Origin of the sequence: Pelomonas sp. SE-A7, from assembly GCF_030345705.1 — a bacterium.
GTDB lineage: Bacteria > Pseudomonadota > Gammaproteobacteria > Burkholderiales > Burkholderiaceae_C > JAUASW01.
Genome location: NZ_JAUASW010000001.1, coordinates 1456720 through 1480892, shown reverse-complemented (window position 1 = coordinate 1480892; position 24173 = coordinate 1456720). Strand labels below are relative to the sequence as shown.

Annotated in this window: 28 protein-coding genes; 17 read left to right on the top strand and 11 right to left on the bottom strand. The window is 66.5% G+C overall.

Annotated elements, in window-relative coordinates; translation table 11 throughout:
- Window position 1: 1 nt before the first annotated feature.
- The 3 genes from QT382_RS06665 (at window position 2) to QT382_RS06655 (ending at window position 2195) form a co-directional block, all read left to right on the top strand.
- Window positions 2-427 carry an ExbD/TolR family protein gene (locus QT382_RS06665; protein WP_289253251.1) on the top strand — a complete coding sequence of 142 codons (426 nt, stop codon included), beginning with the start codon at window positions 2-4 and terminating at the stop codon, window positions 425-427.
- A 15-nt stretch (window positions 428-442) separates the two neighbouring features.
- Window positions 443-880, top strand: coding sequence for an ExbD/TolR family protein (locus QT382_RS06660; RefSeq protein WP_289253250.1), 438 nt, complete (start codon window positions 443-445; stop codon window positions 878-880).
- A 70-nt stretch (window positions 881-950) separates the two neighbouring features.
- Complete coding sequence (locus tag QT382_RS06655; RefSeq protein WP_289253249.1) at window positions 951-2195, top strand: hypothetical protein; 1245 nt, start codon at window positions 951-953, stop codon at window positions 2193-2195.
- Between the two features lie 83 nt (window positions 2196-2278).
- Here QT382_RS06655 and QT382_RS06650 read toward each other — a convergent pair whose 3' ends face one another.
- The 7 genes from QT382_RS06650 to QT382_RS06620 form a co-directional block, all read right to left on the bottom strand.
- A complete protein-coding gene (locus QT382_RS06650) occupies window positions 2279-3037 on the bottom strand; it encodes a 3-hydroxyacyl-CoA dehydrogenase (protein WP_289253248.1) in 759 nt (252 codons plus the stop codon).
- An 86-nt stretch (window positions 3038-3123) separates the two neighbouring features.
- A complete protein-coding gene (gene adk, locus QT382_RS06645) occupies window positions 3124-3777 on the bottom strand; it encodes an adenylate kinase (protein WP_289253247.1) in 654 nt (217 codons plus the stop codon).
- A gap of 124 nt (window positions 3778-3901) precedes the next feature.
- Window positions 3902-4657: a 3-deoxy-manno-octulosonate cytidylyltransferase gene (kdsB, locus tag QT382_RS06640; RefSeq protein ID WP_289253246.1), complete on the bottom strand. Its 756-nt coding sequence runs from the start codon at window positions 4655-4657 to the stop codon at window positions 3902-3904.
- Window positions 4654-4863 carry a Trm112 family protein gene (locus tag QT382_RS06635; RefSeq protein ID WP_289253245.1) on the bottom strand — a complete coding sequence of 70 codons (210 nt, stop codon included), beginning with the start codon at window positions 4861-4863 and terminating at the stop codon, window positions 4654-4656. Before QT382_RS06635 ends, kdsB begins: the two co-directional genes overlap by 4 nt.
- Window positions 4856-5887 carry a tetraacyldisaccharide 4'-kinase gene (gene lpxK / locus QT382_RS06630; protein ID WP_289253244.1) on the bottom strand — a complete coding sequence of 344 codons (1032 nt, stop codon included), beginning with the start codon at window positions 5885-5887 and terminating at the stop codon, window positions 4856-4858. The genes QT382_RS06635 and lpxK overlap by 8 nt, the downstream gene beginning before the upstream one ends.
- Window positions 5884-6300 carry an ExbD/TolR family protein gene (locus QT382_RS06625; protein ID WP_289253243.1) on the bottom strand — a complete coding sequence of 139 codons (417 nt, stop codon included), beginning with the start codon at window positions 6298-6300 and terminating at the stop codon, window positions 5884-5886. The genes lpxK and QT382_RS06625 overlap by 4 nt, the downstream gene beginning before the upstream one ends.
- A 3-nt stretch (window positions 6301-6303) precedes the next feature.
- The gene (locus QT382_RS06620; RefSeq protein ID WP_289253242.1) at window positions 6304-6963 is read right to left on the bottom strand and encodes a MotA/TolQ/ExbB proton channel family protein; all 660 of its coding nucleotides are present in this window, start codon (window positions 6961-6963) and stop codon (window positions 6304-6306) included.
- Between the two features lie 354 nt (window positions 6964-7317).
- Here QT382_RS06620 and xseA point away from each other — a divergent pair, with 354 nt between their 5' ends.
- Both xseA and QT382_RS06610 read left to right on the top strand, forming a co-directional pair.
- Window positions 7318-8622 carry an exodeoxyribonuclease VII large subunit gene (xseA, locus tag QT382_RS06615; protein WP_289253241.1) on the top strand — a complete coding sequence of 435 codons (1305 nt, stop codon included), beginning with the start codon at window positions 7318-7320 and terminating at the stop codon, window positions 8620-8622.
- 52 nt (window positions 8623-8674) lie between these two features.
- Window positions 8675-9256: a superoxide dismutase gene (locus QT382_RS06610; protein ID WP_289253240.1), complete on the top strand. Its 582-nt coding sequence runs from the start codon at window positions 8675-8677 to the stop codon at window positions 9254-9256.
- Between the two features lie 49 nt (window positions 9257-9305).
- Here QT382_RS06610 and QT382_RS06605 read toward each other — a convergent pair whose 3' ends face one another.
- On the bottom strand, window positions 9306-9758 hold the full coding sequence (locus QT382_RS06605) for a DUF192 domain-containing protein (RefSeq protein ID WP_289253239.1): 453 nt from the start codon (window positions 9756-9758) through the stop codon (window positions 9306-9308).
- Window positions 9759-9818: 60 nt separating this feature from the next.
- On the opposite strand from QT382_RS06605, the gene QT382_RS06600 reads away from it, so the two are divergent.
- From QT382_RS06600 to QT382_RS06560, 9 genes are read left to right on the top strand one after another with little or no spacing between them, the layout of a single operon-like run.
- A complete protein-coding gene (locus QT382_RS06600) occupies window positions 9819-12041 on the top strand; it encodes a heavy metal translocating P-type ATPase (protein ID WP_289253238.1) in 2223 nt (740 codons plus the stop codon).
- Between the two features lie 7 nt (window positions 12042-12048).
- Window positions 12049-12219, top strand: coding sequence for a cbb3-type cytochrome oxidase assembly protein CcoS (gene ccoS / locus QT382_RS06595; protein WP_289253237.1), 171 nt, complete (start codon window positions 12049-12051; stop codon window positions 12217-12219).
- Window positions 12220-12274: 55 nt separating this feature from the next.
- On the top strand, window positions 12275-13714 hold the full coding sequence (gene ccoN / locus QT382_RS06590) for a cytochrome-c oxidase, cbb3-type subunit I (protein WP_289253236.1): 1440 nt from the start codon (window positions 12275-12277) through the stop codon (window positions 13712-13714).
- Between the two features lie 19 nt (window positions 13715-13733).
- On the top strand, window positions 13734-14351 hold the full coding sequence (gene ccoO, locus QT382_RS06585; RefSeq protein WP_289253235.1) for a cytochrome-c oxidase, cbb3-type subunit II: 618 nt from the start codon (window positions 13734-13736) through the stop codon (window positions 14349-14351).
- A 17-nt stretch (window positions 14352-14368) separates the two neighbouring features.
- Complete coding sequence (locus tag QT382_RS06580) at window positions 14369-14545, top strand: cbb3-type cytochrome oxidase subunit 3 (protein ID WP_289253234.1); 177 nt, start codon at window positions 14369-14371, stop codon at window positions 14543-14545.
- Window positions 14538-15446, top strand: coding sequence for a cytochrome-c oxidase, cbb3-type subunit III (ccoP, locus tag QT382_RS06575; protein WP_289253233.1), 909 nt, complete (start codon window positions 14538-14540; stop codon window positions 15444-15446). The genes QT382_RS06580 and ccoP overlap by 8 nt, the downstream gene beginning before the upstream one ends.
- A 7-nt stretch (window positions 15447-15453) precedes the next feature.
- Window positions 15454-16869 (top strand): cytochrome c oxidase accessory protein CcoG, encoded by a 1416-nt coding sequence (ccoG, locus tag QT382_RS06570; RefSeq protein ID WP_289253232.1) that lies wholly within the window; start codon window positions 15454-15456, stop codon window positions 16867-16869.
- Between the two features lie 24 nt (window positions 16870-16893).
- Window positions 16894-17133 carry a hypothetical protein gene (locus tag QT382_RS06565; protein WP_289253231.1) on the top strand — a complete coding sequence of 80 codons (240 nt, stop codon included), beginning with the start codon at window positions 16894-16896 and terminating at the stop codon, window positions 17131-17133.
- 5 nt (window positions 17134-17138) lie between these two features.
- Window positions 17139-17429 (top strand): hypothetical protein, encoded by a 291-nt coding sequence (locus QT382_RS06560; protein ID WP_289253230.1) that lies wholly within the window; start codon window positions 17139-17141, stop codon window positions 17427-17429.
- A gap of 4 nt (window positions 17430-17433) precedes the next feature.
- Here the strand turns inward: QT382_RS06560 and QT382_RS06555 are convergent, their stop codons facing one another.
- From QT382_RS06555 to fnr, 3 genes are read right to left on the bottom strand one after another with little or no spacing between them, the layout of a single operon-like run.
- Entirely contained in the window at window positions 17434-17898 is a 465-nt protein-coding gene (locus QT382_RS06555) for a DUF6265 family protein (protein WP_289253229.1), read from the bottom strand.
- 51 nt (window positions 17899-17949) lie between these two features.
- Window positions 17950-18804 carry a DUF6597 domain-containing transcriptional factor gene (locus QT382_RS06550; RefSeq protein ID WP_289253228.1) on the bottom strand — a complete coding sequence of 285 codons (855 nt, stop codon included), beginning with the start codon at window positions 18802-18804 and terminating at the stop codon, window positions 17950-17952.
- 45 nt (window positions 18805-18849) lie between these two features.
- Window positions 18850-19596 (bottom strand): fumarate/nitrate reduction transcriptional regulator Fnr, encoded by a 747-nt coding sequence (gene fnr / locus QT382_RS06545; protein WP_289253227.1) that lies wholly within the window; start codon window positions 19594-19596, stop codon window positions 18850-18852.
- A gap of 98 nt (window positions 19597-19694) precedes the next feature.
- Between fnr and hemN the strand changes: the two genes are divergently transcribed.
- From hemN to QT382_RS06530, 3 genes are all read left to right on the top strand, one after another.
- Entirely contained in the window at window positions 19695-21098 is a 1404-nt protein-coding gene (gene hemN / locus QT382_RS06540) for an oxygen-independent coproporphyrinogen III oxidase (RefSeq protein ID WP_289253226.1), read from the top strand.
- Between the two features lie 16 nt (window positions 21099-21114).
- Complete coding sequence (locus tag QT382_RS06535) at window positions 21115-21807, top strand: sulfite exporter TauE/SafE family protein (RefSeq protein WP_353957258.1); 693 nt, start codon at window positions 21115-21117, stop codon at window positions 21805-21807.
- A 120-nt stretch (window positions 21808-21927) separates the two neighbouring features.
- Complete coding sequence (locus QT382_RS06530; protein WP_289253225.1) at window positions 21928-24159, top strand: NADP-dependent isocitrate dehydrogenase; 2232 nt, start codon at window positions 21928-21930, stop codon at window positions 24157-24159.
- Window positions 24160-24173 lie beyond the last annotated feature (14 nt).

Below are 24173 nucleotides of genomic sequence, written 5' to 3'. Positions count from 1 at the left end.
CATGGGAATGAACGTCGGATCCTCTTCCGGCGATGATGAGGTGGTTTCGACCATCAACACCACGCCCCTCGTGGACGTGATGTTGGTGCTCCTGATCATCTTCCTCATCACCATCCCGGTGGTGACGCAATCGGTGAACCTGTCTCTGCCCAAAGAGACGAACATCGTCCGTGTCACCAAGCCGGAGAACATTGAAATCGCAGTGACCAAGGACGGCGACGTCTACTGGAACACTGCCCTGGTGCCCGACATGGAAGCACTGGTCACCCGCCTGAAGGAAAAGTCGGTGCTGAATCCTCAGCCCGAAGTCCACATCCGCGGTGACGACCGGTCGCGTTACGAGTCGGTTGGCAAGGTCATCTATGCCTGCCAGCGCGCAGGCATCATGAAGATCAGCTTCGTCACCGAGCCTCCGGCTCGCAACTGAAGCTAGGAGCCAAGCATGGGAATGAATGTAGGTAGCTCTTCGGGCAGCGACGAGCCCGAAGTCATGATGGACGTCAACACGACGCCCCTGATTGACGTGATGCTGGTGCTGCTGGTGATGCTGATCATCACCATCCCGATCCAGCTGCACTCGGTCAACCTGGACATGCCGCCGCCGAGCAACCAGCAGCCTCCGAAGGAGCCGACGGTGGTCGAGTTGTTCATCGACTTCGACGGCGTCGTCAGCTGGAACGGCGTGCCGGTGGCCAGCATGGCTGAGCTCAATGCCCGCCTCGGCGAGCAGGCACAGATGTCGGTGGCTGATCAGGCCGAAATCCACATCAAGCCGAACAAGCTGGTGGAGTACGGTGTGGTGGCTGCCGTGATGGCCTCGGTGCAGCGCCATGGCCTGACCAAGATGGGCATGGTTGGCAACGAACAGTTCGCCAAGTGATCGCCTGACAAGCCATGATGAACGCGCTGTCCGCGAGGGCCGCGCGTTTTTTTCTTAGGAGAGAGAAAACATGAAACTGAAGACTCTGGCCGCCGCCGCCGTCGGTGCCGCCGCCTTCGTGATCGGCGCTACGCCCGAGGGCGGTCTGGGCTTTGTGCAGGCCCATGCGCAGGCTGACAGCGTGCGCCCCGAAGTTGGCAAGGTGCTGAAGGATGCACAGGCCCTGTTGAAGGCCAACAAGTCCAAGGAAGCCCTCGCCAAGCTGCGCGAGGCCGACGCCATCGGCTCGCGCACCGCGGCGGAAAACAATGCAATCGAAGGCACTCGCTTCTCGGCCGCTCAGCAGGCGGGTGAGGGCGAAGCGATGGCGCATGCCTTTGAAGTGATCAAGCCACGACTGTCCGGAGCCCAGCAGCTCCAGTACACGGAGGCGATCGCCAACATCTACCTGCGCGCCAACAACTCGGCCAAGGCCCTCGAGTGGATCAACCGCTTCTTCGCAGCTGGTGGCAATTCGCCTTCGGCCAAGCAGATCCAGATGGCCGCCCAGTTCAAGTCCGGCGACATGGCCGCGGTGCTCAAGGACCTGATGGCCGACATCGCTGCGGACGAAAAGGCGGGTCGTGCTCCCACCAAGGAGAAGCTTGGCAACGCCCTGTACGCAGCCCAGAAGCAGCGCGATGGCAATGCCGAAGCCCGTATCACTGAAAAGCTGCTCAACTTCTATCCCAGCCCGGACCTTTGGACCCAGGTTCTCGGTGGCTTGACGCAGAAGAAGTACTTCTCGGACAAGTACACGTTGGACGTCTACCGCCTCAAGCTGGTCACGGACAACATCCGCAAGGCTGACGACTACATGGAAATGGCCCAGCTGGCCGCCCAGGCCGGCTACCCGGATGAAGGCAAGAAGATCGTCGACAAGGGCATCGCTGCCGGCGTGCTGGGCCAGGGTACCGAAGGCGCCCGCCACAAGCGCCTGGCCGATCTGCTGGTCAAGAAGATCAATGACGCCAAGGCCGGCGCTGCCGAAGCCGAGAAGGTGGCTGCCGAATCCAAGGACGGCACGCCCCTGGTCTCGCTGGGCCTGGCCACTGCCTTCCGTGGCGACACGCTCAAGGGCACACAGCTGATCAAGGCGGCAATCGAAAAGGGTGTCAAGAGCACCGACGATGCCTACCTGTACCTCGGCCTGGCCTACTACAACGGTGGCGATACGGCCAAGGCCCAGTCGGCCTGGAACCATGCTGCCAAGGGCAACAACGCTGCTGGCGAACTGGCTCGTCTGTGGCAGGTCAAGGCCCGCAGCTCGAAGTAAGCTTCGTACCTTGGCACAAGCTGCCAACCAGAAAAACGGGCCCCGCGGGGCCCGTCTTCAATTGCCGTCAGCGCCGCATCTGCTCATTTCGGCGCCAGGCGGATCGCGCCGTCCAGGCGGATCACTTCGCCGTTGAGCATGTCGTTGGTGACGATCTGGTGGACCAGCTTGGCATAGTCTTCCGGCGTACCCAGTCGCGAGGGGAAGGGCACGTTGGCGGCCAGGGCGTCCTGCACTTCCTTGGGCATGCCGAACAGCATCGGCGTACCGAAGATGCCGGGGGCGATGGTCATGTTGCGGATGCCGTTGCGGGCCAGATCGCGGGCGATGGGCAGCGTCATGCCGACCACGCCACCCTTGGAGGCCGCATAGGCGGCCTGGCCGATCTGGCCGTCATAGGCGGCGACCGAGGCGGTCGAGATCAGCACGCCGCGCTCGCCGGTGCTTTCCGGTTCGTTCTTGGCCATCGCCTCGGCGGCCAGGCGGATCATGTTGAAGCTGCCGATCAGGTTGACCGTGATCACCTTGTTGAAGGTGGCCAGCGGATGGGCGCCGTCCTTGCCGACCGTCTTGACGGCCGGGGCAATGCCGGCGCAGTTGACCAGGCCCATCAGCTTGCCCATGGACACGGCCTTGGCCACCGCGGCCTGGCCGTCGGCCTCCTGGCTCACGTCGCAGCGCACGAAGGCGCCGCCGATTTCCTGGGCCACGACCTCGCCGCGCTCGGCCTGCAGGTCGGCGATCACAACCTTTGCGCCTTCGCGCGCCAGCATGCGCGCCGTGCCCTCGCCGAGGCCCGAGGCCCCGCCGGTGACGATGAATACTTTGCCTGCGATGTCCATGGTGTCTCCTTACGTTGACGTAAACGTCAATTGTGGTTCAAACAAAAGGCCGCCGGAAGGCGGCCTGTGATTCCGGGTGTTCGAGCTCAGCTCAGCGCAGCCAGCGCGCGGCCGGTGATCTCGTCCACCGTGCCAATGCCTTCGATGCGGCGGTACTTGGGGGCCTGGGCATCGCCCGAAGCGGCCCAGCCGGAGTAGTAGTCGACCAGCGGGCGGGTCTGGGCCGAGTAGACATCCAGGCGCTTGCGAACGGTCTCTTCCTTGTCGTCGTCGCGCTGGACCAGGTCTTCGCCGGTCTGGTCATCCTTGCCTTCGACCTTGGGCGGATTGAACTTGACGTGGTAGGTGCGGCCCGAGCCCGGGTGCGAGCGGCGGCCGCTCATGCGCTCGATGATGGCCTCGAAGGGCACGTCGATCTCGAGCACGAAGTCCAGCTTCACGCCAGCGGCCTTCATGGCATCGGCCTGCGGAATGGTTCGGGGGAAGCCGTCGAACAGGAAGCCGTTGGCGCAGTCGGCCTGGGCGATACGTTCCTTGACCAGGCTGATGATTAGATCGTCGCTGACCAGACCGCCGGACTTCATCACGGCATCGGCCTGAAGGCCCAGCGGTGTGCCGGCCTTGACCGCGGCGCGCAGCATGTCGCCGGTGGAAATCTGCGGAATTCCGAACTTTTGGCAGATGAAGGCAGCCTGGGTGCCTTTGCCGGCGCCGGGGGCGCCCAGAAGAATCAGTCGCACGGGGTCTCCTAAATACTCATGAAGGGCGCGCGCGCCCAGGCAAACTGCGCGCGAGGATAGCACGCGCTGTCCTGCGCCAAGCTGACGCGCACCCCGATTGACGTGGGCCTGAAACCGCGTTGTTTCAGGCGCCGGAGGCGATCAGCGCCCGTACTCGTTCCAGGTCTTCGGGCGTGTCGACGCCCGGTCCGGGACGCTCGTCGCTGAGGTGGACGGCGATCTTCTCGCCGTGCCAGAGCACCCGCAGCTGCTCCAGCGATTCGATGCGTTCCAGCGGACTGGCCTGCAGCGTCGGGAAGCGGCGCAGAAAGCCCGCGTGATAGGCGTACAGGCCGACATGACGCAGCGCCGTGCCCGGCAACGGTCCTGGCGCCTGCGGAGCATCGCGCCACCAGGGAATCGGGGCGCGCGAAAAGTACAGGGCCGTGCCACGGGCGTCCGTCACCAGCTTGACCACATTCGGATTGGCGAACTCGGCCGCCTCGTCCAGCGCATGGGCGACCGTGCTCATCACGCAGTCGGGACGGCTCTGCAGCTGCGCTGCGCAGGCGTCGATCATGGCGGGCGCGATCAGCGGCTCGTCGCCCTGCACATTGACCACCAGATCCTGACCGTCGAGACCGAGGATCTCGCAGGCTTCGGCGAGGCGATCACTGCCCGACGGATGGTCGGCTCGCGTGGCGATGGCCTGCACGCCATGGGCCGCACAGGCTTCCAGCACGGATGGAGCATCGGTGGCCACGACCACTCGCGCGGCTTGCGACAGTCCAGCGCGCCGCGCCACGCGCACGATCATCGGCAGGCCGCCTATGTCGACCAGGGGCTTGTTCGGCAGCCGGGTGGAAGCCAGTCGAGCCGGGACGATGACGGTGAAGCTCATCGCGGCGCGCCGCCGTTCATGCCTTCGAGTTCGGCGGCATCGACCGCGCGGGCCTCGTTCTCCAGCATCACGGGAATATCGTCGCGCACCGGGAAGGCGAGTCGATCGGCGTGGCAGACGAGCTCGCGCTGCTCGTCCTTGCGGTGCAGGGTCAGCGGGCCCTTGCAGAGCGGGCAGACCAGCAGTTCCAGCAGTCGGTTATCCATGGGAGGCAATCAGGGGCTTGAGGCGTTCCAGCAGGGCTTGCTCGAACGCAGGATCGGGTCGGAAGTCTAGCGCCACCACCCAGACCCGCGTGCTGCCCACGGCCTCGGGCCGCAGCTTGACCGCGTCCTTCTCGGTCAGCACCAGGTCGGCGGTGTCTGCCGGCCAGGGCAGGGGGCTGAAGTCGGCATGGTCGGGCAGGGATAGGGTGCCGGTGAGGCTCAAGCCCTGGGTCTGCAGCATGTCGAAGAAACGCTGAGGGCGAGCCGTGCCCGCCAGGGCCAGCACAGGCGTACCCCGCAGCGCCTGCAGTGCCGCGTGTTCGGCGGGTCGACCCTGCCACCAGTCCTGCAGGCTAACCGCGCCGGCCAGTGCTCGCGCGGCGAGGTGGCCGGGCAGGGCGGTGGTCGGCGCCGGGGCGTTGTAGAGCACCAGGCTGTCGGGCGGTAGTTTGCGGCTGGCCGGCTGGCGCAGCGGGCCGGCGGGCAGCAGGCGGCCATTGCCTGTGCCGCGCTCATCGAAGACAAGGATGGAAAGCGCGCGTGGCAAACGCCAATGCTGCAGGCCGTCGTCGCTGACCAGCAGCTGGATCTCGGGATGGGCTTGCAATAGCGCTCGCGCCGCGGCCACCCGGTCTCGGCCCACGGCCACCGGCACGCCGCTGCGCAAATGGATCAGCAGCGGTTCGTCGCCGACTTCGCTGGCCAGGCTGTTGCATTGAACGATGCACACCTGTGAGTCGTCGCTGCGGCCATAGCCGCGCGAGATCACGCCGGCACGCAGGCCTTGCCGCTGCAGCAGTTGCAAGAGCGCCAGTGTGGTCGGTGTCTTGCCTGCTCCGCCGACTATCCAGTTGCCGACGACGACGACGGGCACCGGCAGTGCCTCGACCTTCTTCAGGCCCAGGCGATAGAGCAGCTTGCGGAGGGCAAGCAAGGCGCTGTAGACCCAGGCCACCGGCAGCAACAGCAGCGACAGCAGCCCGCCCTTTTGCCAGGCGCGTTGCAGCCGCGCTTCCAGGCTCACTGGTTGTTGCCCTGGGTGGCGAAGCTCAGCCGGTTGAGGCCGGCGCGGCGGGCGCCATCCATCACGTTGATCACCGACTGGTGGGCGGCGGCAGCATCGGCCGAGACGATCACCACCGCCTCGCTGTTGCCATTGGCCGCAGCGCGCAGTGCGGCGGCCAGCAGGTCGGGTGTTCGGCCGTCGACCAACTGCTTGTTGATCGCATAGCGGCCGTCAGCCGCCACGGCCACGATGATCTCGGTCGGCCTGTCCTTGAGCTTCTCGGCATTGGCCGTCGGCAGATTGACCTGCAGCTCGGTGAACTTGCTGTAGGTGGTCGACAGCATCAGGAAGATCAGGATCACCAGCAGCACGTCGATGAAGGGGATCAGGTTGATCTCCGGCTCCTCGGCGCGCCTATGTCTGAACTTCATGGCTCAGACCTTGCTGCTGTTGCCGTTGGCCGCTGCCGGCGGCTGCTGGATCGAGAAGCGCATCAGGTGGCCCAGCATGCGGTCACTGGACTGCTCCAGCTCCAGGATCAGCTCCTCGACTTGGCCGCGGAAGTAGCGATAGAACATCAGCGAGGGGATGGCGATGATCAGGCCGAAGGCGGTGTTGTAGAGCGCGATCGAGATGCCATGGGCCAGCTGGGCCGGGTTGCCGCCGGTGGGGCTCTGACTGCCGAAGATCTCGATCATGCCGACCACCGTGCCCAGCAGGCCCAGCAGTGGGGCGGCCGTGGCGATGGTGCCCAGCGTGTTCAGGTAACGCTCCAGCTGGTGGATGGCGCTGCGGCCGGCCAGCTCGAAGACCTGGCGCAGCTTGGGTTCGGTGATGCGCGGCTCAACGATCACGGCCCGCAGTCCGCTGGCCAGCACTTCGCCGAGCAGGGAGTTGTCGGCCAGCTTCTCGACCACGTCGGCGCTGGGCAGGCTGTGGGAGGTGACGCTCATCACCTCGTCGAGCAGCCGCGGCGGTGCGACGCGCTTGCGGCGCAGGCTGGACATCCTTTCGATGACCAGGGCCAGCGCGACGACCGAGCAGAGCAGAAGCGGCCAGATCGGCCAGCCGGCGGCTTGTATGATCGAAAACAAGGGCGTCCCTCCGAGGCTTGGCAAGCGAGGCGCCAGACGGGTGTCGGCGCACAGCGCGCGATTATGGCCCCAAGCCGCGGCCGCTCTTCTCGGGGTTGTCGGGGCTTCGCGGGGCGCCACTTGCAACAATCCACCGCGGCTGTGGATAACTTTGTGGGCAACTGCCGGCACAGATCGCGCCCAACGCGCAACCATGCGGCCCGGAACAGAATGCCTCATTCTTGAGCAGGAAAAAGGTCTTGAGATTCAAGCAGTTATCGCGTTGTGACAGGCCCGTGACCATGGTCATGGCCCGCCAGCCCAGCATTGGCGCGGCTGTGGAGTTCTGGACCCGCGCCAATCCTGGCTTTGCGCATGATTGAGCCCTTCAAAGGCGCGCCAACACGCGTTGTCTGGAGCGTGGCCGGTCTGCTGGCGGCGGTGTCCGACAGCCTCCAGGCCCGCTTCTCCGTGGTCACGCTGCAGGGCGAGATCTCCGGTTTCACCCGTGCGGCCAGCGGCCACTGCTACTTCAGCCTCAAGGACGCCGAGGGCAATGCGCTGATCCGCTGCGCCCTGTTCCGCCGGGCCGCCAGCATGCTGGGCTTTGCGCCCCGGGACGGCCAACTGGTCGAGCTGCGGGGCCGCCTTGCGCTGTATGAGCCTCGCGGCGAGCTTCAGTTCGTGGCCGAGTCCATGCGGCAGGCCGGAGCGGGCGCCCTGTTCGAGCAGTTCCTGCGGCTCAAGGCCCAGCTGGAAGCCGAAGGCCTGTTCGATGCGGGTCGCAAGCGCGACCTGCCGAGCTTTCCCAAGCGCTTGGGCGTGATCACCTCGACCGCCGGGGCTGCCCTGCATGACGTGCTGACGGCCCTGGCGCGGCGGGCGCCGCATGTCGAGGTCGTGATCTATCCCAGCCCCGTGCAGGGCGCAGAGGCGCCGGCCGCACTGATCAAAGCTTTGCGCACGGCCAATGAACGCGCCGAGGTCGATGCGCTGATCCTGTGCCGCGGCGGCGGTTCGATGGAAGACCTCTGGGCCTTCAACGACGAACGCCTGGTGCGCGCCGTGGCCCACTCCGTCCTGCCGATGGTCTGTGGTGTCGGCCACGAGACCGACGTCACGCTCTGCGATCTGGCGGCCGACCTTCGTGCACCCACGCCGACCGCCGCTGCCGAGCTGGCGGCGCCCGAGCGCGACACCTGCCTGGCCGAGCTGGCCGGCCTGGCGCGCTCGCTGCAGCGCCGCATGCAGCAGCGCGTTGATGCCGCAGCCCAGCGCCTGGACCGTGCCGGTCTGCGCCTCGCCCGCCCCGGCCAGGCCCTCGCCCAGCAGCGCCGCCGGCTTGACCTGCTGGCCCAGCGCTGGGGCCAGGTCTTGCCGAACCAGCAGCAGATCCGCTCGCAGCGCCTGGACATGCTGGAGGCACGCCGCCAGCGCGCATTGCCTTCACAGTTCCAGGCCGGCGCGCTGCGCTTGGATGCGCTGGCCGCACGGCTTTCGGCGCTCGATCCGGCCCGCGTGCTGGCCCGCGGCTACGCCTGGCTGGACGACGGCTCGGGCGGCGCATTGACCTCGGTCGAGCAACTGCAGCCGGCCCAGCAGGTCAGGGCGGTGCTGGCCGATGGCGAGGCCGAGCTGCAGGTGCTGTCCACACGGCTCAAGCCTGCTGTAGGGTCTTGAGCAAGCTGCCTACAATCGTCGCCGCCTCACCCTCCCATTAGAAGGAACAGACATGGAACACACCCTGCCCGCACTGCCTTATGCCAAGGACGCCCTGGCCCCTCACTACAGCGCCGAGACGCTGGAGTTCCACCACGGCAAGCATCACAACGCCTATGTGGTGAACCTGAACAACCTGCAGAAGGGCACCGAGTTCGAAAGCAAGACGCTGGAAGAGATCGTCAAGACCTCCAGCGGCGGCATCTACAACAACGCCGCCCAGATCTGGAACCACACTTTCTTCTGGAACTGCATGAAGCCGGCCGGCGGCGGCGCTCCGACGGGCGCGCTGGCTGACGCGATCAATGCCAAGTGGGGCAGCTACGATGCCTTCAAGGAAGCCTTTGTGAAGAGCGCCGTCGGCAACTTCGGTTCGGGCTGGACCTGGCTGGTCAAGAAGGCCGATGGCTCGGTCGACATCGTCAACACCGGCGCCGCCGGCACGCCGCTGACCACCGCTGACAAGGCCCTGCTGACCGTCGACGTCTGGGAACACGCCTACTACATCGACTACCGCAACCAGCGCCAGAAGTTCGTCGAGACCTTCCTCTCGAACCTGGTGAACTGGGAGTTCGCTCAGGCCAACTACGCCTGATCTGGCCCCGCCAAAAAGAAAGCCGGCTTCGTGCCGGCTTTTTGCTTATTTATTGCGACCAAGGTTTGCCGCGCAGCTTGCTGCCGGGCTTGATGCCCTTCTTGGCGAACCAGCCGGTGTTCATCTCCAGCGCATAGCGCACCGGCTTGAGCGAGCAATGGGAGTCCAGTGTCTGCGGCTTCATTTCCTCGATGTTGACCACCGTGCCGTCGTCGGCGATGAAGGCGATGGACAGCGGCAGCAAGGTGTTCTTCATCCAGAAGCATTGCGGCTGCGGCTGGTCGAAGATGAACAGCATGCCGTTGTTGGCGGGCATGCTGGGCCGGTGCATCAGGCCGATAGCGCGCTGCTCGTCGGTCTGGGCTACCTCGGCCTGGATCAGGTGCATGCCGGCGCCGAGCTGGATGCTCGGCAGCTGCTGGGCATGGTCCTGGGCTACGCCCAGGCCGGCGGCCAGGCTCAGCAGCAGGGCGGCAAGCGCCTTGAACTTGATTTGAGTCATGTCGTCTTGAGGCAGTGTGTATAGATTATGGGGCGGCAGCGCGAGGTCGCTGCAGCACCCATGAGCACCAGCGCCCTGCCTCTTTCCAATCCAGCCAGCATCGCGGTCGACGACCCGGCGCTGCTCGCCCCGTTCACCAGCTGGGAGGGCGGCGATGCCGTATCAGCCCTGCAGTTGTCGGGCCTGCATTGCGCCGCCTGTGCCGGCATCATCGAGCGAGCCTTGCTGGCCCAGCCGGGCGTGACCGGCGCCTCGGTCCATGCCGCGGCCTCGAGGCTCAAGCTGCGCTGGCGGCCCGAGCAGGCGCGACTGGCAGACCTGGTCGCCGCAGTGGAACACGCCGGCTACGGTGCCGTACCCGACGTGGCCGCCGAGGCCCGCCGGCTGCGCCAGCGCGAACAGCGCCAGGCGCTGTGGCGGCTGTTCGTTGCCGGCTTCATGATGATGCAGGTGATGATGCTGGCCACGCCGGTCTACGTGGCGGCGCCGGGCGAGATGGCGCCCGACCAGCAGCGACTGCTGCAATGGGGCCAGTGGGTTCTGAGCCTGCCGGTGCTGATGTTCTCGGCCTCGCCGTTCTTCAAGTCCGCCTGGCTGCAATTGCGCAGTCGGCAACTGGGCATGGACGTGCCCGTGGTGCTGGGTCTGGTCGTCGCCTTTGTCGCCAGCAGCGCCGCCAGCTTCGATCCCGGCGGCCTGTTCGGCCACGAGGTCTATTTCGATTCCCTGACCATGTTCGTCAGCTTCCTGCTGGCGGGCCGCTACCTGGAGCTGCGCTGGCGGCACAAGGCGGCCGAGCAGCTGGAGCAGTCGGTGCAGGCCCTGCCGGAGTTGGCCGAGCGCATCGACGAGCAAGGCCGCAGCGAGCAGGTCCACCCCAGCCGCCTGCGCGTCGGTGACCTTCTGCGAGTGGCTGCCGGCCAGGCCTTTGCGGCCGATGGTCGCGTGCAGAGCGGCCACAGTGCGGTCAACGAAGCCCTGCTGAGTGGCGAGTCGTTGCCGGTGGCCAAGGCGATGGGCGACGAGGTGGTGGCAGGCAGTCTCAACCTCGATGCGCCGCTGCTGGTGCGGGTGGAGCGGGTAGGTGGCGACACCCGCTACGAGGCCATAGTCCGACTGATGCGTGAAGCCCTGGTCCAGCGACCCGGCAGCCTCGCGTTCGCCGAGCGCATGGCCAGGCCCTTCCTGTGGACCGTGCTGCTGCTTGCGGCAGGTGCGGCGGCCTGGTGGTCTTGGTGGGATCCATCGCGAGCGGTCTGGGTGGCGGTCTCGGTCCTGATCGTGACCTGTCCCTGTGCGCTGTCGCTGGCGGCACCGGCGGCCCGCGTGGCGGCGACCGCGGCCCTGGCACGGCGAGGGCTGCTGCTGCGACGCGCGGAGCTGCTGGAGACGCTGGCCGAGGTCGATCTTCTGGTGCTCGACAAGACCGGCACCCTGACCGAGGGCCAGCTGGTTCTGGGTCGGCACTGGCTGGCTCCCGGTGCCAATCCCGGCCTGCCGGCGATGGCGGCGGCGCTGGCGGCCCAGTCGCGCCATCCGCTTTCGCAGGCGCTGCGCCGGGCTTGCCCCGAGACGACGTTCGATTGGCGCGACGTCCGCGAGCAAGCCGGCCAGGGCCTGGAAGCCATGGACGCGGATGGTCGCAGCTGGCGCCTCGGCTCACAGGCCTGGGTAGGGCAGGGCGTGGACCCGTCGCAGGGCCTGGCCCAGCTGGCCTTCGGCTGCGAGGGTCGGGTCTTGCTCTGGTTCCTGTTCGACGAACGGATGCGAGCTGACGCCGCTGCCGCGCTGGCGGCCTGGCATGAGGCCGGGCTGGACAGCCTGCTGTTGTCCGGCGATTCGCCGGCGCGCGCCGACCGTGTGGCCGCAGCCGCCGGCGTGCAGCGTTGCATCGCAGGTGCCAGTCCCGAACGCAAGCTGGCCGTCGTGGCCGAGCTGCAGGCGGCCGGACGCAAGGTCCTGATGGTCGGCGACGGGATCAACGATGCGCCGGTGCTGGCGCGGGCCGATGCCAGCATCGTGATGGCCGAGGGCGCCATGCTGGCGCGAGCGCAGGCCGACGGCGTGCTGCTGGTCAATCGGCTGGCGGAATTGCCGCGCGCCCGCGCCTTGGCCCTGGCGATGCGCCGCATCGTCAAGCAGAACCTGGCCTGGGCCGCGCTCTACAACCTGGCCTGCGTGCCGCTGGCGTTGGCCGGCCTGCTGCCGCCCTGGGCCGCCGGCCTCGGCATGGCGCTCAGCTCGCTGCTGGTCGTGGCCAACGCGCTGCGGTTGAATCGCTAGGCCCGAGATGGAGTCGCTTTATCTGCTCGTCCCCCTGTCGGTGCTGCTGGTGCTGATGCTGGTCGGCCTGTTCGGCTGGGCGCTCAACAGCGGCCAGCTGGAGGATCTGGAGCGCGAGGGGGAGCGGATTCTGGAGCCCGAGTTGCCTTCGGTTGATGGCGATCAAGGAGCCGGCTGAGGCAGCGCCGAACAATCCTTTTCATTCAAGCGCAATGACTGAAAAGGAGTAGGCGATGGTTCAAACAGCGCCTGGTGGAAGGACCAGTTACGAGGACGGCCCGGTACGCGCCTTTGCCCTGGCGGCCGTGCTTTGGGGCGTGGTCGGCATGCTGGTCGGCGTGGTGATCGCCGCGCAGCTGGCCTGGCCCGATCTGCTGGGAGGCATCTCCTGGCTGAGCTACGGGCGGCTGCGTCCGCTGCATACCAATGCCGTGATCTTCGCCTTTGGCGGCTGCGCGCTGTTCGCGACCTCGTACCACGTGGTCCAGCGCACCGGCCAGACGCGTCTGTTCGCGCCCGGCCTGGCCTGGTTCACCTTCTGGGGCTGGCAGCTCGTGATCCTGGCGGCGGCGATCTCGCTGCCGCTGGGCATCACCAGCGGCAAGGAATACGCCGAGCTGGAATGGCCGATCGACCTCTTGATCACGGTCGTCTGGGTCAGCTACGCCGTGGTGTTCTTCGGCACCGTGGGTACCCGCAAGATCCGCCACATCTACGTGGCCAACTGGTTCTTCGGCGCCTTCATCCTCGCGGTGGCTCTGCTGCACCTGGTCAACAGCGCAGCGCTGCCGGTGAGCCTGTTCAAGAGCTACTCGGCCTATGCCGGCGTGCAGGACGCGATGGTGCAGTGGTGGTACGGCCATAACGCCGTGGGCTTCTTCCTGACCGCCGGCTTCCTCGGGATGATGTACTACTACATCCCCAAGCAGGCTGGCCGGCCGGTCTACAGCTACCGCCTGTCCATCGTCCACTTCTGGGCGCTGATCTTCACCTATATGTGGGCGGGTCCGCACCACCTGCACTACACCGCGCTGCCTGACTGGGCGCAGAGCATTGGCATGCTGTTCTCGCTGGTGCTGCTGGCGCCCAGCTGGGGCGGCATGATCAACGGCGTGATGACGCTGTCGGGCGCCTGGCACAAGCTGCGTGACGACCCCATCCTGAAGTTCCTGATCGTCTCGCTGTCCTTCTACGGCATGTCGACCTTCGAGGGGCCGATGATGTCGATCAAGACGGTCAACGCGCTCTCGCACTACACGGACTGGACCGTGGGCCATGTGCACAGCGGCGCCCTCGGCTGGGTCGGACTGATCTCCATGGGCTGCCTTTACCACCTGATCCCGCGCATGTACGGCCGCACCGAGATGTTCAGCAAGCGCGCCATCGAGCTGCACTTCTGGGTGGCGACGCTGGGCATCGTTCTCTATATCGCCGCGATGTGGATCGCCGGCGTGATGCAGGGCCTCATGTGGCGCGCCGTGAATCCGGACGGCACCCTGGTCTACACCTTCGTCGAGAGCGTCAAGGCGACCTTCCCGTTCTATGTGGTGCGCCTGGGCGGCGGGCTGCTGTACCTCGGCGGCATGCTGATCATGGCCTGGAACGTGATCAAGACCGTGCAGGCCGGCAGGGTCGAACCGGTGGCCGTGCCGCTCTTGCCGGCCCACGCCTGAAGCCAAGGAGGAAAGCAAGATGGCAAGCCAACATGTGGCCGGTCACGAGAAGATCGAGACCAACAACTTCCTGATGATCGTGCTGGTGCTGCTGACCGTGGTGGTCGGCGGCATCGTCGAGATCGTTCCGCTGTTCTTCCAGCGCTCCACCACGCAGCCCGTTGCCGGCCTCAAGCCCTACACGGCGCTGCAGGTCGCGGGCCGCGACATCTATGTGCGCGAGGGTTGCTACAACTGCCACTCGCAGATGATCCGGCCCTTCCGCGCCGAGACGCTGCGCTACGGCCACTACTCGGTGGCCGGCGAGTTCGTCTACGACCGGCCGTTCCAGTGGGGCAGCAAGCGCACCGGGCCGGACCTGCACCGCGTGGGCGGCAAGTACAGCGATGAATGGCATCGCCTGCACCTGATCAACCCGCGCGACCTGGTGCCCGAGTCCAACATGCCGGCCTACCCCTGGCTGGCCAGCCAGCCGGTGGATGCCAGCGATATGGGCAAGAAGCTGAGCGTGCTGCGTACGCTGGGCGCGCCCTACAGCGATGCCGAGGTCGCCGGCGCCGCCGAGGCGGTCAAGGGCAAGACCGAGCTGGAAGCGGTGATCGCCTACCTGCAGGTGCTCGGCACTGCGGTCAAGTAAATCAAGGAGTCGCTGCCATGGATATCAACCATTTGCGCGTGCTGGTGACGCTGGTCTCGCTGGCCTGCTTCGCCGCCATCGTGGTCTGGGCCTACAGCCGCTCGCGCAACTTCAGCGCCGCCGCCGCCCTGCCGTTCGCAGAAGGCGAGGAATCCGCCGCCCCGCTGTCGGGGCAAGGAGTGAGGAATGAGTGACTTCATCAATGACGGCTGGTCGACCTTCGTCGCCGCCGCCACCGTGCTCGGCCTGGTGCTCTGCATCGTGCTGCTGCTGATCGCGGCGCGCCGCCGCGTGATGGCCGGCGACAACACCACCGGCCATGTCTGGGACGAGGACCTGCGCGAGCTGAACAACCCGCTGCCGCGCTGGTGGATGGGCCTGTTCGTCCTGACCGTGCTGTTCTCCGGCGTCTATCTGGCCCTGTACCCTGGGCTGGGTGCCATGGCCGGCAGCCTTGGCTGGACCAGCGAGGGCCAGCATGCCAACGAGATGCTCAAGGCCCGCGAGGCCATGGCCAAGGTCTATGCCCAGTACCAGGGCAAGACGGCGGAGCAACTGGCCAATGATCCGCAGGCCATGGGCATAGGCGAGCGGCTGTTTGCCAACAACTGCGCCGGCTGCCATGGTGCCGATGCCAAGGGCAGCAAGGGTTTTCCGAACCTGACCGACAACGACTGGCTGCACGGTGGCACGCAGGAGGCCATCGAGCAGACCATCGCCAAGGGTCGTACAGGCCAGATGCCGCCGATGGCGGCAGCGGTCGGTACGCCGCAAGACGTCAAGAATCTAGCCAACTATGTGCTGAGTCTGTCCGGTAGCGCCCACAACTCGATTGCGGCCCAGCTCGGCAAGTCCAAGTTCACGGCCTGCGCTGCGTGCCATGGCATGGACGGCAAGGGCAACCCGGCCCTGGGTGCTCCCAACCTGACCGACAAGATCTGGCTGCACGGCTGGGGCGAGGACGCCGTGGTCCGCATGATCAATGAAGGCAAGACCAACCAGATGCCGGCCCATGAGGCGCGGCTGAGCCCCGAGCAGGTCCATGTGCTGGGCGCCTATGTCTGGTCCCTGTCGGCGGGAGCCGCGAAGCCCTGAGCCATTGATGAGCATTCCGGAAGATTCCAGCGTCCAGGTCATCTCGCTCTACCGGGCCGAGGACAAGATCCACGCGCGGGCCGTGCACGGCTGGTTCGCGGCTTGGCGCTGGGGCCTGGTCTGGTTCACCCAGCTGCTGTTCTACGGCCTGCCCTGGCTGGAGTGGAACGCGCGCCAGGCCATGCTTTTCGACCTGGGCGCGCGTCGCTTCTACATCTTCGGCCTGGTCCTCTATCCGCAGGACTTCATCTATCTGACCGCGCTGCTGATGATCTCGGCCTATGCGCTGTTCCTGTTCACCGCGGTGGCGGGGCGGCTCTGGTGCGGCTATGCCTGCCCGCAGACGGTCTACACCGAGATCTTCATGTGGGTGGAGAAGCTCTTCGAGGGCGACCGCCAGGCCCGCATCAAGCTCGACAAGGCGCCCTGGAGCTTCAACAAGCTCTGGCGCAAGGCCGGCAAGCAGACGGCCTGGATTGCGACGGGCCTGTGGACCGGCTTCACCTTCGTCGGCTATTTCACGCCGATACGGCAGCTGGCTGGCGAGGTGCTTGCCTTCGGTCTCGGGCCCTGGGAGGCCTTCTGGATCCTGTTCTACGGCTTCGCCACTTATGGCAACGCCGGCTACATGCGCGAGCAGGTCTGCAAGTACATGTGCCCCTATGCACGCTTTCAGAGCGCCATGTTCGACAAGGACACGCTGATCATCAGCTACGACGCCGAACGCGGCGAGCCGCGCGGCTCGCGCAGCAAGAAGGCCGATCCCAAGGCTCTGGGCCTGGGTTCCTGCATCGACTGCACGCTGTGCGTCCAGGTCTGTCCGACCGGTATCGACATCCGCCAGGGCCTGCAGTACGAGTGCATAGGCTGTGCGGCCTGCATCGACGTCTGCAACGACGTGATGGACAAGATGAGCTACCCGCGCGGTCTGATCCGCTACGACACCGAGAACGGACTGTCGCAGCACCTCAGTCGCCTGCAACTGGTGCGGCGCATGTTCAGGCCGCGGGTGCTGATCTACGGCAGCATCCTGCTCCTGGTCTGTGTTGCGATGGCCGTGAGCCTGGCCATGCGCGAGCCGGTGCGCATGGACGTGGTGCGCGACCGCGCCAGTCTGGCTCGCCTCGTCGAGGACGGCATGGTCGAGAACCTCTACCGGGTGCAGCTGATGAATGCGACCGAGCAGGAGCAGCGGGTCAGCCTGTCGGTCCAGGGCCTGCCGGGCCTGCGCCTGCGAGACGCCACCGTGGTGACACTGGCGCCGGCCGAGGCCAAATGGGTGACGCTGGCCCTGCGACTTGCTCCCGAGGCGGCGCAGGCAGCCGGATCGGGCGTCCACAAGATCGAGTTCCTGTTGACCCGTGAGGGCCCTGAGGCGCAGGCCGGCCCGCACGAGAAATCCAGTTTCGTGGTGCCGCGCTGAACGGCAGCTACAAGGAGAGCATTCATGCAAGCCAGCCAGAATGACAAGCCCGCCCCCTGGTGGCGCGAACGCCTGATGTGGTTGGTGGTCGGCGGCCCGGCTGCGGTCGTGATCGCCAGCTTTGCCACGCTGACCCTGGCGATGCGCCATCCCGACCCGGTGATCGAGGTGGCCAGCCGGCCCTCGGCCGACAGCGAGGGTGATGCGGCGGCGATGCAGCCTGCGGTCAAGGCCCGCAACCATGCCGCCACTGGCGGCCGCTGAACAGCATGGATTCGCAGCTCGACAAGGGCCTGCCGCCGTCGCGCCTGGCGATGGTCGTGCTGTGGCCCTCGTTCATGATGGCCGGCGTGCTGGAGGCGCTGATCTTCGCCGTGGTCGATCCGGGCGACTTGTGGGTCAGCGATCAGCTGGGCCTGTCCAGGCAAGGCTGCTATACCCTGGTGTTCCTGCTTCTGTGGCTGCTGGTCAGCATCGCCGCGGGCATCAGCGTGCTGCTGGCCCGCATGCCCGAAGACAATGAGCCCGGCCGGCGCAGCGCGCCGCACTGGCCGCGCTAGCGCGTCACTTGGCCGAGGGCTCGAAGCGCCATTCCATGCCGCGCAGCCTGCCCTGCATCTGCCCTTCGATGCGGGCGCGCAGCGCGCCGTCGGCCTCCTGCCAGTAGATCACCCGCTGGGGGAAGTCATGGGCCAGGTTCTCGAACACGACACGGCGCTCGCCCATCTCCTTGAGCTTGAATTCCACCACCGGCTTGCCGCCTGGGCTGGCCAGGTAGGCGATGCCGGCGGCCGTCTCGACGATGCGCAGGAACTCGAAGCTGCTGCCGCGCTTGGCCGAGGTCGTCAGGTTGACCGCGGCCATCAGCTGGCCGCGCGGGCCCAGCCAGGATTCCTGGACGGTCTCGCCGTCCTTGCTCTGGGTCCAGCTGCCGGCCATCCAGGCGAGCTTGTCCAGCGACTGGGCCTGGCTGGCCAGGCTGCTGCCCAGCAGGGTCAGGGCGGCGAGGCAGCGAATTGAGGCATGCATGTGGAGGACTCCGTCTTGTCCGTTGATGAGGCCTCCAGCCTAGGCACGAGCTCAGCCCGGGTCTTGTACGAATCCGACATCAGCGGCGCCGACCATGGCGGCCGACAGGCCTTGCAGCGAACGATGGAAGGCGGCCGGCGGCAGGCCGGCAAAACGCCTGAAGTCGCGGACCATGTGGGCCTGGTCGAAATAGCCCGCGGCCAGCGCCGCCTCCACCCAGCGGCCGGCCTGCGGCGACTCGAGCCGATCGAAGACCCGGCGGAAACGCAGGATGCTGGCCAGCAGCCGCGGCGGCACGCCGACCTCGGCGCGGAAGCGTCGCTCCAGCTGGCGGCCCGACATCTCGCAGCTGGCCGCCAAGGCATCGATGCTCAGCTCGCCCTCGCTGGCTTGCAGGGCGCGCACGCCTGCGCTCACCGCGGCATCGGGTTGGTGCCGGACCTGGTCGAGGCGGCGCAGCAGGAAGCGTTCGACGATGGCAACGCGCGCGCGCGCTTCAGCGGCTTCGTGAATCTCGTCCAGCAGGCTTTCGCCGGCCTGGCCCCAGGGCGTGGCCAGGTCCAGGCGGGCGTCCAGCAATTCATGCAGCGGCGGCAGCTCGCCAAGCAGGGCGCGTGCGCCAGCCGGTCGGAAGCGCACGCCGATCACGCCCGCGCGTCGCCCCGGTTGCAGCAGCAGCGGGCCGGTGATCTGGCCGGCAAAGACCAGCCGCGATTGCTCGCCGGCGCCGCTGGCCGATCCGTCGTATTCCAGGAACGGGTCGCCGTAGTGCAGCAGCAGCTCCGGATGTCCGTCGGGCACGATGCGCTGGGCCTCGGCCGCCGCGCCATGGTCGGCCTCGAACACCCAGATGCAGTGCAGGAAGGCGGCCAGCCGGGGCGGGGGGGCGAACTCGGCGAAGAACATCAGGGACGGGCAGGGTGGGCGAAGGCCCAGTATGCCCGCCGCCCGTCAGCAGGCTTGGCCGTTGAGCAGCTGCTGCAGGCCGGCCTGGTCCAGGATGCGGATCTGGCGCTGCTTGACCTCGAGCAGGCCCTCGTCCTGGAACTTGGAAAAGGTGCGGCTGACGGTCTCGAGCTTGAGGCCCAGGTAGCTGCCGATTTCCTCGCGGGTCATGCGCAGCACCAGGCTTGACGCGGAGAAGCCGCGGGCGTTGAGGCGCTGAGTCAGGTTGAGCAGGAAGGCGGCGAGGCGTTCCTCGGCGCGCATCGATCCCAGCAGCAGCATCACGCCGTGGTCGCGCACGATCTCGCGGCTCATGATCTTGTGGAACTGGCGCTGCAGGTCGTTGATCTCGCGCGAGAGCTCCTCCAGCTGGCTGAACGGAATCACGCAGACCTGCGAGTCCTCCAGCGCCACGGCATCGCAGCTGTGGCGGTCGTTGCTGATGCCGTCCAGACCGAGCAGCTCCCCGGCCATCTGGAAGCCGGTCACCTGGTCGCGGCCGTCCTCGGACGAGACGCAGGTCTTGAAGAAGCCGGTGCGCACCGCATAGATCGCCTGGAACTCGTCGCCGGTGCGGAACAGGGTGTCGCCGCGCGGCACCGACTTGCGGCTGCCGACCATGGTGTCGATCTGGTCCAGGTTGTCAGGGCTCAGGCCCACCGGCAAGCAAAGCTCGCGCAGATTGCAGCTGGAGCAGGCGACCTTGAAGTGCTCGGGCTTGACGGCAGTGGGGGTGGCGGTGGCGGCTTGCATGATGCTCCTCAAACTGAGCCGCATTGTTCGATGCCTCATGCGCAGGGAGATTGATCGGCATCAATTCGTTTGGCGATGCCCTTGGCAAAGTAGCGTTCATGGTCAAGACGCTCTCCGCCCCACCGCCCGGCATCGATGCCGACCTGCTGCGCCGATTCGACGTGGCCGGACCACGCTATACGTCCTACCCGACGGCAGACCGTTTCGTCGAGGCCTTTGGTGAATCCGAGTACATCCGCGCGCTGGAACAGCGCCGCGACATGGTCGGCGGCAGCGCGCCGCTGTCGGTCTATGTCCATATTCCTTTCTGCGAATCGGTCTGCTACTACTGCGCCTGCAACAAGGTGATCACCAAGCACCATGAGCGTGCCGGTGAGTACCTGCAGGCGCTGCGCAAAGAGATCGCCTTGACGCTGCGCCACCTGGACCGAGCCCCGCTGGTCTCGCAGCTTCACTTCGGTGGTGGCTCGCCGACCTTCCTGAGCGACGCCGAACTGGAAGCGCTGATGGCCGACCTGCGCCAGGCCTTCCGGCTGCAGCCGGGGGCCGAGGTGTCCATCGAAGTTGATCCACGCACGGTCGACGCCGGGCGGCTGGCCCATCTGCGCCGGCTCGGCTTCAACCGGCTTTCCTTCGGCGTGCAGGACTTCGACCCCGACGTGCAGAAGGCAGTGCATCGCATCCAGAGCCATGACAGCGTGGTCTCGCTGATGCAGGAGGCGAGGGCGCTGGGCTTCGAGTCCATCAATGTGGACCTGATCTACGGCCTGCCGCTGCAGACGCCGGCCAGCTTTGCCCGAACAGTGCAGCAGGTGGCCTCGCTGAGGCCGGACCGCATTGCTCTGTATGGCTACGCCCATCTGCCGCAACGCTTCAAGCCGCAGCGCCGCATCGATGCGGCTCAGCTGCCGCAGGCGGCCGACAAGATCCAGATGCTGGCCGGGGCCATCGGCGGCTTCCTGTCGAACGGCTACAGCTACATCGGCATGGACCATTTCGCGCTGCACGAGGATTCCCTGGCCGTGGCCAAGCGCCAGGGTCGGTTGCACCGCAATTTCCAGGGCTACAGCACCCAGCCGGACTGCGACCTGATCGGCCTGGGCGTCTCCAGCATCGGACGGGTGGGCGCCACCTACAGCCAAAGCGTCAAGACCTTGCCGGAGTACTACGACGCGCTGGCCCAGGATCAGCTGCCGGTGGCCCGTGGCCTGGCGCTCAACCGCGACGAACTGCTGCGCCGCGCGGTGATCATGGCCCTGATGTGCCAGGGCCGGATCGAGTTCGAGTCGATAGAGCTGGCCCATCTGATCGACTTCAAGCGCTACTTTGCGTCGGAGCTGGCTCAGCTGCATGGGCTGGAGGAGACCGGCATGGTCGTCGTCGAGCCGGCCGCCATCCAGGTGACCGCCCTGGGCTGGTACTTCGTGCGGGCCGTGGCCATGGTGTTCGACCGCTACCTGCAGGCCGACCAGCAACGGGCGCGCTTCTCGCGCATCATTTGAACGCCCGGGCAACGGCATGCTGGACCTTGCGCTCGCCGGATCAGCCCTACTGATGGGGTTGGCGGGAACGCCGCATTGCCTGGTCATGTGCGGCGCATCGTCCGCCGCCTGCAGCCGGGGAGGCCACGCTTCGGCGGGTGCATTCCAGATCGGACGGCTGCTCAGCTACTCGGTGGCAGGCGCACTCGCCGCAGCGAGTGTCGGTGCGCTTGCCTGGCTGGGTAGTGCCGCAGCCTGGTTGCGGCCGCTCTGGTTGCTCGTCCATTGCGCGGCCCTGTTGCTGGGGCTCTACCTGCTGGTCTTCGCGCGCCAGCCGGCGTGGCTGGCCCAGTTCGGTCGGCAGACCGCCGAAGTCAGCGTGGCCGTGCCAGGGGCAGGGGCGGGGCGGGTAGGCCTGTCGGCGCCGGCCCGCTCCGGCCTGCTTGGCCTGGCCTGGGTCGCCTGGCCTTGCGGGTTGCTGCAATCGGCGTTGCTGACCGCCAGCCTGGCCAGCGGGCCGGCCGCCGGCGCAGGGGTCATGGCCTCATTTGCGGGCGCCTCGGGCCTGGGCCTGGCCCTGGGGCCGGCGGTACTGAAGCGCTCGCTGGGCGGCGAAGGCATGGCCTGGGCGGTGCGCCTGGCTGGCTTGTGCCTTGTCGTCGCTTCCGGCTGGGCGCTGGGCCATGGGCTGTGGCTGCAGATCGCCCTGATCTGCGGCCTCCCGACCTGAGTCGCCGGGCGGCCAAGACTTATATAAGACTGGGGCTCGCAGCCCGGCGCGGCTGTCCTAGAATCGCCGCTCTAGTTGTCCCACCCCCTGCGCCTGCTTGTTGGCCGATCTGGATTCCCCATGACTACTCAGCAACCGACCATCATCTACACCCTGACCGACGAAGCGCCGCTGCTGGCGACCGCCTCGTTCCTGCCCATCGTCCGCGCCTTCGCGGCGCCGGCGGGTGTGAATGTCGAGACCAGTGACATCTCCGTGGCCGGCCGCATCCTGGGCCAGTTCCCGGAGAGCCTGCGTGAAGACCAGCGCGTGCCGGACCGCCTGTCCGAGCTGGGCAAGCTGACGCTGAAGGCCGAGGCCAACATCATCAAGCTGCCCAACATCAGCGCCTCGGTGGCCCAGCTGAAGGCCGCGATCAAGGAGCTGCAGGGTCAGGGCTATGCGATCCCGGATTACCCGGAATCGCCCAAGACCGATGAAGAAAAGGACATCCGCGCCCGCTACAACAAGTGCGTCGGCAGCGCGGTGAACCCGGTGCTGCGCGAAGGCAACTCCGACCGCCGCGCACCCAAGGCCGTCAAGGAATACGCCCGCAAGAACCCGCACAGCATGGCCGACTGGAGCCAGGCCTCGCGCTCGCATGTCTCGCACATGCATGGCGGCGACTTCTATCACGGCGAAAAGTCGATGACGCTGGACCGCCCGCGTAACGTCAAGATGGAGCTGATCACGAAGAGCGGCAAGACCATCGTTCTGAAGCCCAAGGTGGCGCTGCTGGACCGCGAGGTGATCGACAGCATGTTCATGAGCAAGAAGGCCTTGCTCGACTTCTATGAAAAGGAAATCGAGGACGCGCGCCAGACCGGCGTGATGTTCTCGCTGCACGTCAAGGCCACGATGATGAAGGTCTCGCACCCCATCGTGTTCGGCCATTGCGTCAAGATCTTCTACCGCGAGGCCTTCGAGAAGCACGGCGCCCTGTTCCAGGAGCTGGGCATCAACGTCAACAACGGCATGGTCGATCTGTACAACAAGATCGCCACGCTGCCGCAGAGCAAGCAGGACGAGATCAAGCGCGACCTGCACGCCTGCCATGAGCACCGCCCGGAGCTGGCCATGGTCGACTCGGCCAAGGGCATCACCAACTTCCATTCGCCCAACGACATCATCGTCGACGCGTCGATGCCGGCCATGATCCGTCAGGGCGGCAAGATGTGGGGCGCCGACGGCCGCCTGAAGGACGTCAAGGCCGTGATGCCCGAATCGACCTTCGCCCGCATCTACCAGGAGATGATCAACTTCTGCAAGTGGCACGGCGCCTTCGACCCGAAGACCATGGGCACGGTGCCCAACGTCGGCCTGATGGCCCAGCAGGCCGAGGAATACGGTTCGCACGACAAGACCTTCGAGATCACCGAGGCCGGCACGGCCAACATCACCGACCTGGACAGCGGCGAAGTGCTGATGAGCCAGGAAGTGGAAGAGGGCGACATCTGGCGCATGTGCCAGGTCAAGGACGCCGCGATCCGCGACTGGGTCAAGCTGGCCGTCAACCGCGCCCGCAACTCGGGCATGCCGGTGGTGTTCTGGCTGGACCAGTACCGCCCGCATGAGGCCCAGCTGATCACGAAGGTCAAGATGTACCTTCATGAGCACAACACGCAGGGCCTGGACATCCAGATCATGAGCCAGGTGCGTGCGATGCGTTACACGCTGGAGCGCGTGATCCGCGGCCTGGACACCATCAGCGCCACCGGCAACATCCTGCGCGACTACCTGACCGACCTGTTCCCCATCATGGAGCTGGGCACCTCGGCCAAGATGCTGTCCATCGTGCCGCTGATGGCCGGCGGTGGCATGTACGAAACCGGCGCGGGCGGCTCGGCACCGAAGCATGTGCAGCAGCTGGTCGAAGAAAACCATCTGCGCTGGGACTCGCTGGGCGAATTCCTGGCCCTGGCCGTTAGCCTGGAAGATCTGGGCCTGAAGAACAACAACGCCCGCGCCAAGCTGCTGGCCAAGACGCTGGATGCCGCCACCGGCCAGCTGCTGGACAACAACAAGAACCCCAGCCCCAAGACCGGCCAGCTGGACAACCGCGGCAGCCAGTTCTACCTGTCGCTGTACTGGGCCCAGGCCCTGGCCGCGCAGGGCGACGACGCCGAGCTGGCCGCCAAGTTCGCGCCGCTGGCCAAGCAGCTTTCCGAGAACGAAGCCACCATCGTGGCCGAGCTGGCGGCCGTGCAGGGCAAGCCGGCCGACATCGGTGGCTACTACAAGCCCGACATGGCCAAGCTGGAAGCCGTGATGCGCCCGAGCGCTACCTTCAACGCCGCGCTGGCCGCGATCTGAGCAGGAGACCTTCT

What these genes read in the sequence shown, in the direction of transcription:
- ccoN (WP_289253236.1), top strand. Translation starts at nt 12,275, where the DNA reads ATGGTTCAAACAGCGCCTGGTGGAAGGACCAGTTACGAGGACGGCCCG.
- ccoS (WP_289253237.1), top strand. Translation starts at nt 12,049, where the DNA reads ATGGAGTCGCTTTATCTGCTCGTCCCCCTGTCGGTGCTGCTGGTGCTG.
- QT382_RS06580 (WP_289253234.1), top strand. Translation starts at nt 14,369, where the DNA reads ATGGATATCAACCATTTGCGCGTGCTGGTGACGCTGGTCTCGCTGGCC.
- QT382_RS06560 (WP_289253230.1), top strand. Translation starts at nt 17,139, where the DNA reads ATGGATTCGCAGCTCGACAAGGGCCTGCCGCCGTCGCGCCTGGCGATG.
- xseA (WP_289253241.1), top strand. Translation starts at nt 7,318, where the DNA reads ATGATTGAGCCCTTCAAAGGCGCGCCAACACGCGTTGTCTGGAGCGTG.
- QT382_RS06600 (WP_289253238.1), top strand. Translation starts at nt 9,819, where the DNA reads ATGAGCACCAGCGCCCTGCCTCTTTCCAATCCAGCCAGCATCGCGGTC.
- QT382_RS06660 (WP_289253250.1), top strand. Translation starts at nt 443, where the DNA reads ATGGGAATGAATGTAGGTAGCTCTTCGGGCAGCGACGAGCCCGAAGTC.
- QT382_RS06655 (WP_289253249.1), top strand. Translation starts at nt 951, where the DNA reads ATGAAACTGAAGACTCTGGCCGCCGCCGCCGTCGGTGCCGCCGCCTTC.
- ccoO (WP_289253235.1), top strand. Translation starts at nt 13,734, where the DNA reads ATGGCAAGCCAACATGTGGCCGGTCACGAGAAGATCGAGACCAACAAC.
- fnr (WP_289253227.1), bottom strand. Translation starts at nt 19,596, where the DNA reads ATGCAAGCCGCCACCGCCACCCCCACTGCCGTCAAGCCCGAGCACTTC.
- QT382_RS06550 (WP_289253228.1), bottom strand. Translation starts at nt 18,804, where the DNA reads ATGTTCTTCGCCGAGTTCGCCCCCCCGCCCCGGCTGGCCGCCTTCCTG.
- QT382_RS06535 (WP_353957258.1), top strand. Translation starts at nt 21,115, where the DNA reads ATGCTGGACCTTGCGCTCGCCGGATCAGCCCTACTGATGGGGTTGGCG.
- kdsB (WP_289253246.1), bottom strand. Translation starts at nt 4,657, where the DNA reads ATGAGCTTCACCGTCATCGTCCCGGCTCGACTGGCTTCCACCCGGCTG.
- hemN (WP_289253226.1), top strand. Translation starts at nt 19,695, where the DNA reads ATGGTCAAGACGCTCTCCGCCCCACCGCCCGGCATCGATGCCGACCTG.
- QT382_RS06530 (WP_289253225.1), top strand. Translation starts at nt 21,928, where the DNA reads ATGACTACTCAGCAACCGACCATCATCTACACCCTGACCGACGAAGCG.
- QT382_RS06625 (WP_289253243.1), bottom strand. Translation starts at nt 6,300, where the DNA reads ATGAAGTTCAGACATAGGCGCGCCGAGGAGCCGGAGATCAACCTGATC.
- ccoP (WP_289253233.1), top strand. Translation starts at nt 14,538, where the DNA reads ATGAGTGACTTCATCAATGACGGCTGGTCGACCTTCGTCGCCGCCGCC.
- QT382_RS06565 (WP_289253231.1), top strand. Translation starts at nt 16,894, where the DNA reads ATGCAAGCCAGCCAGAATGACAAGCCCGCCCCCTGGTGGCGCGAACGC.
- QT382_RS06635 (WP_289253245.1), bottom strand. Translation starts at nt 4,863, where the DNA reads ATGGATAACCGACTGCTGGAACTGCTGGTCTGCCCGCTCTGCAAGGGC.
- QT382_RS06650 (WP_289253248.1), bottom strand. Translation starts at nt 3,037, where the DNA reads ATGGACATCGCAGGCAAAGTATTCATCGTCACCGGCGGGGCCTCGGGC.
- QT382_RS06555 (WP_289253229.1), bottom strand. Translation starts at nt 17,898, where the DNA reads ATGCATGCCTCAATTCGCTGCCTCGCCGCCCTGACCCTGCTGGGCAGC.
- QT382_RS06610 (WP_289253240.1), top strand. Translation starts at nt 8,675, where the DNA reads ATGGAACACACCCTGCCCGCACTGCCTTATGCCAAGGACGCCCTGGCC.
- QT382_RS06665 (WP_289253251.1), top strand. Translation starts at nt 2, where the DNA reads ATGGGAATGAACGTCGGATCCTCTTCCGGCGATGATGAGGTGGTTTCG.
- ccoG (WP_289253232.1), top strand. Translation starts at nt 15,454, where the DNA reads ATGAGCATTCCGGAAGATTCCAGCGTCCAGGTCATCTCGCTCTACCGG.
- QT382_RS06605 (WP_289253239.1), bottom strand. Translation starts at nt 9,758, where the DNA reads ATGACTCAAATCAAGTTCAAGGCGCTTGCCGCCCTGCTGCTGAGCCTG.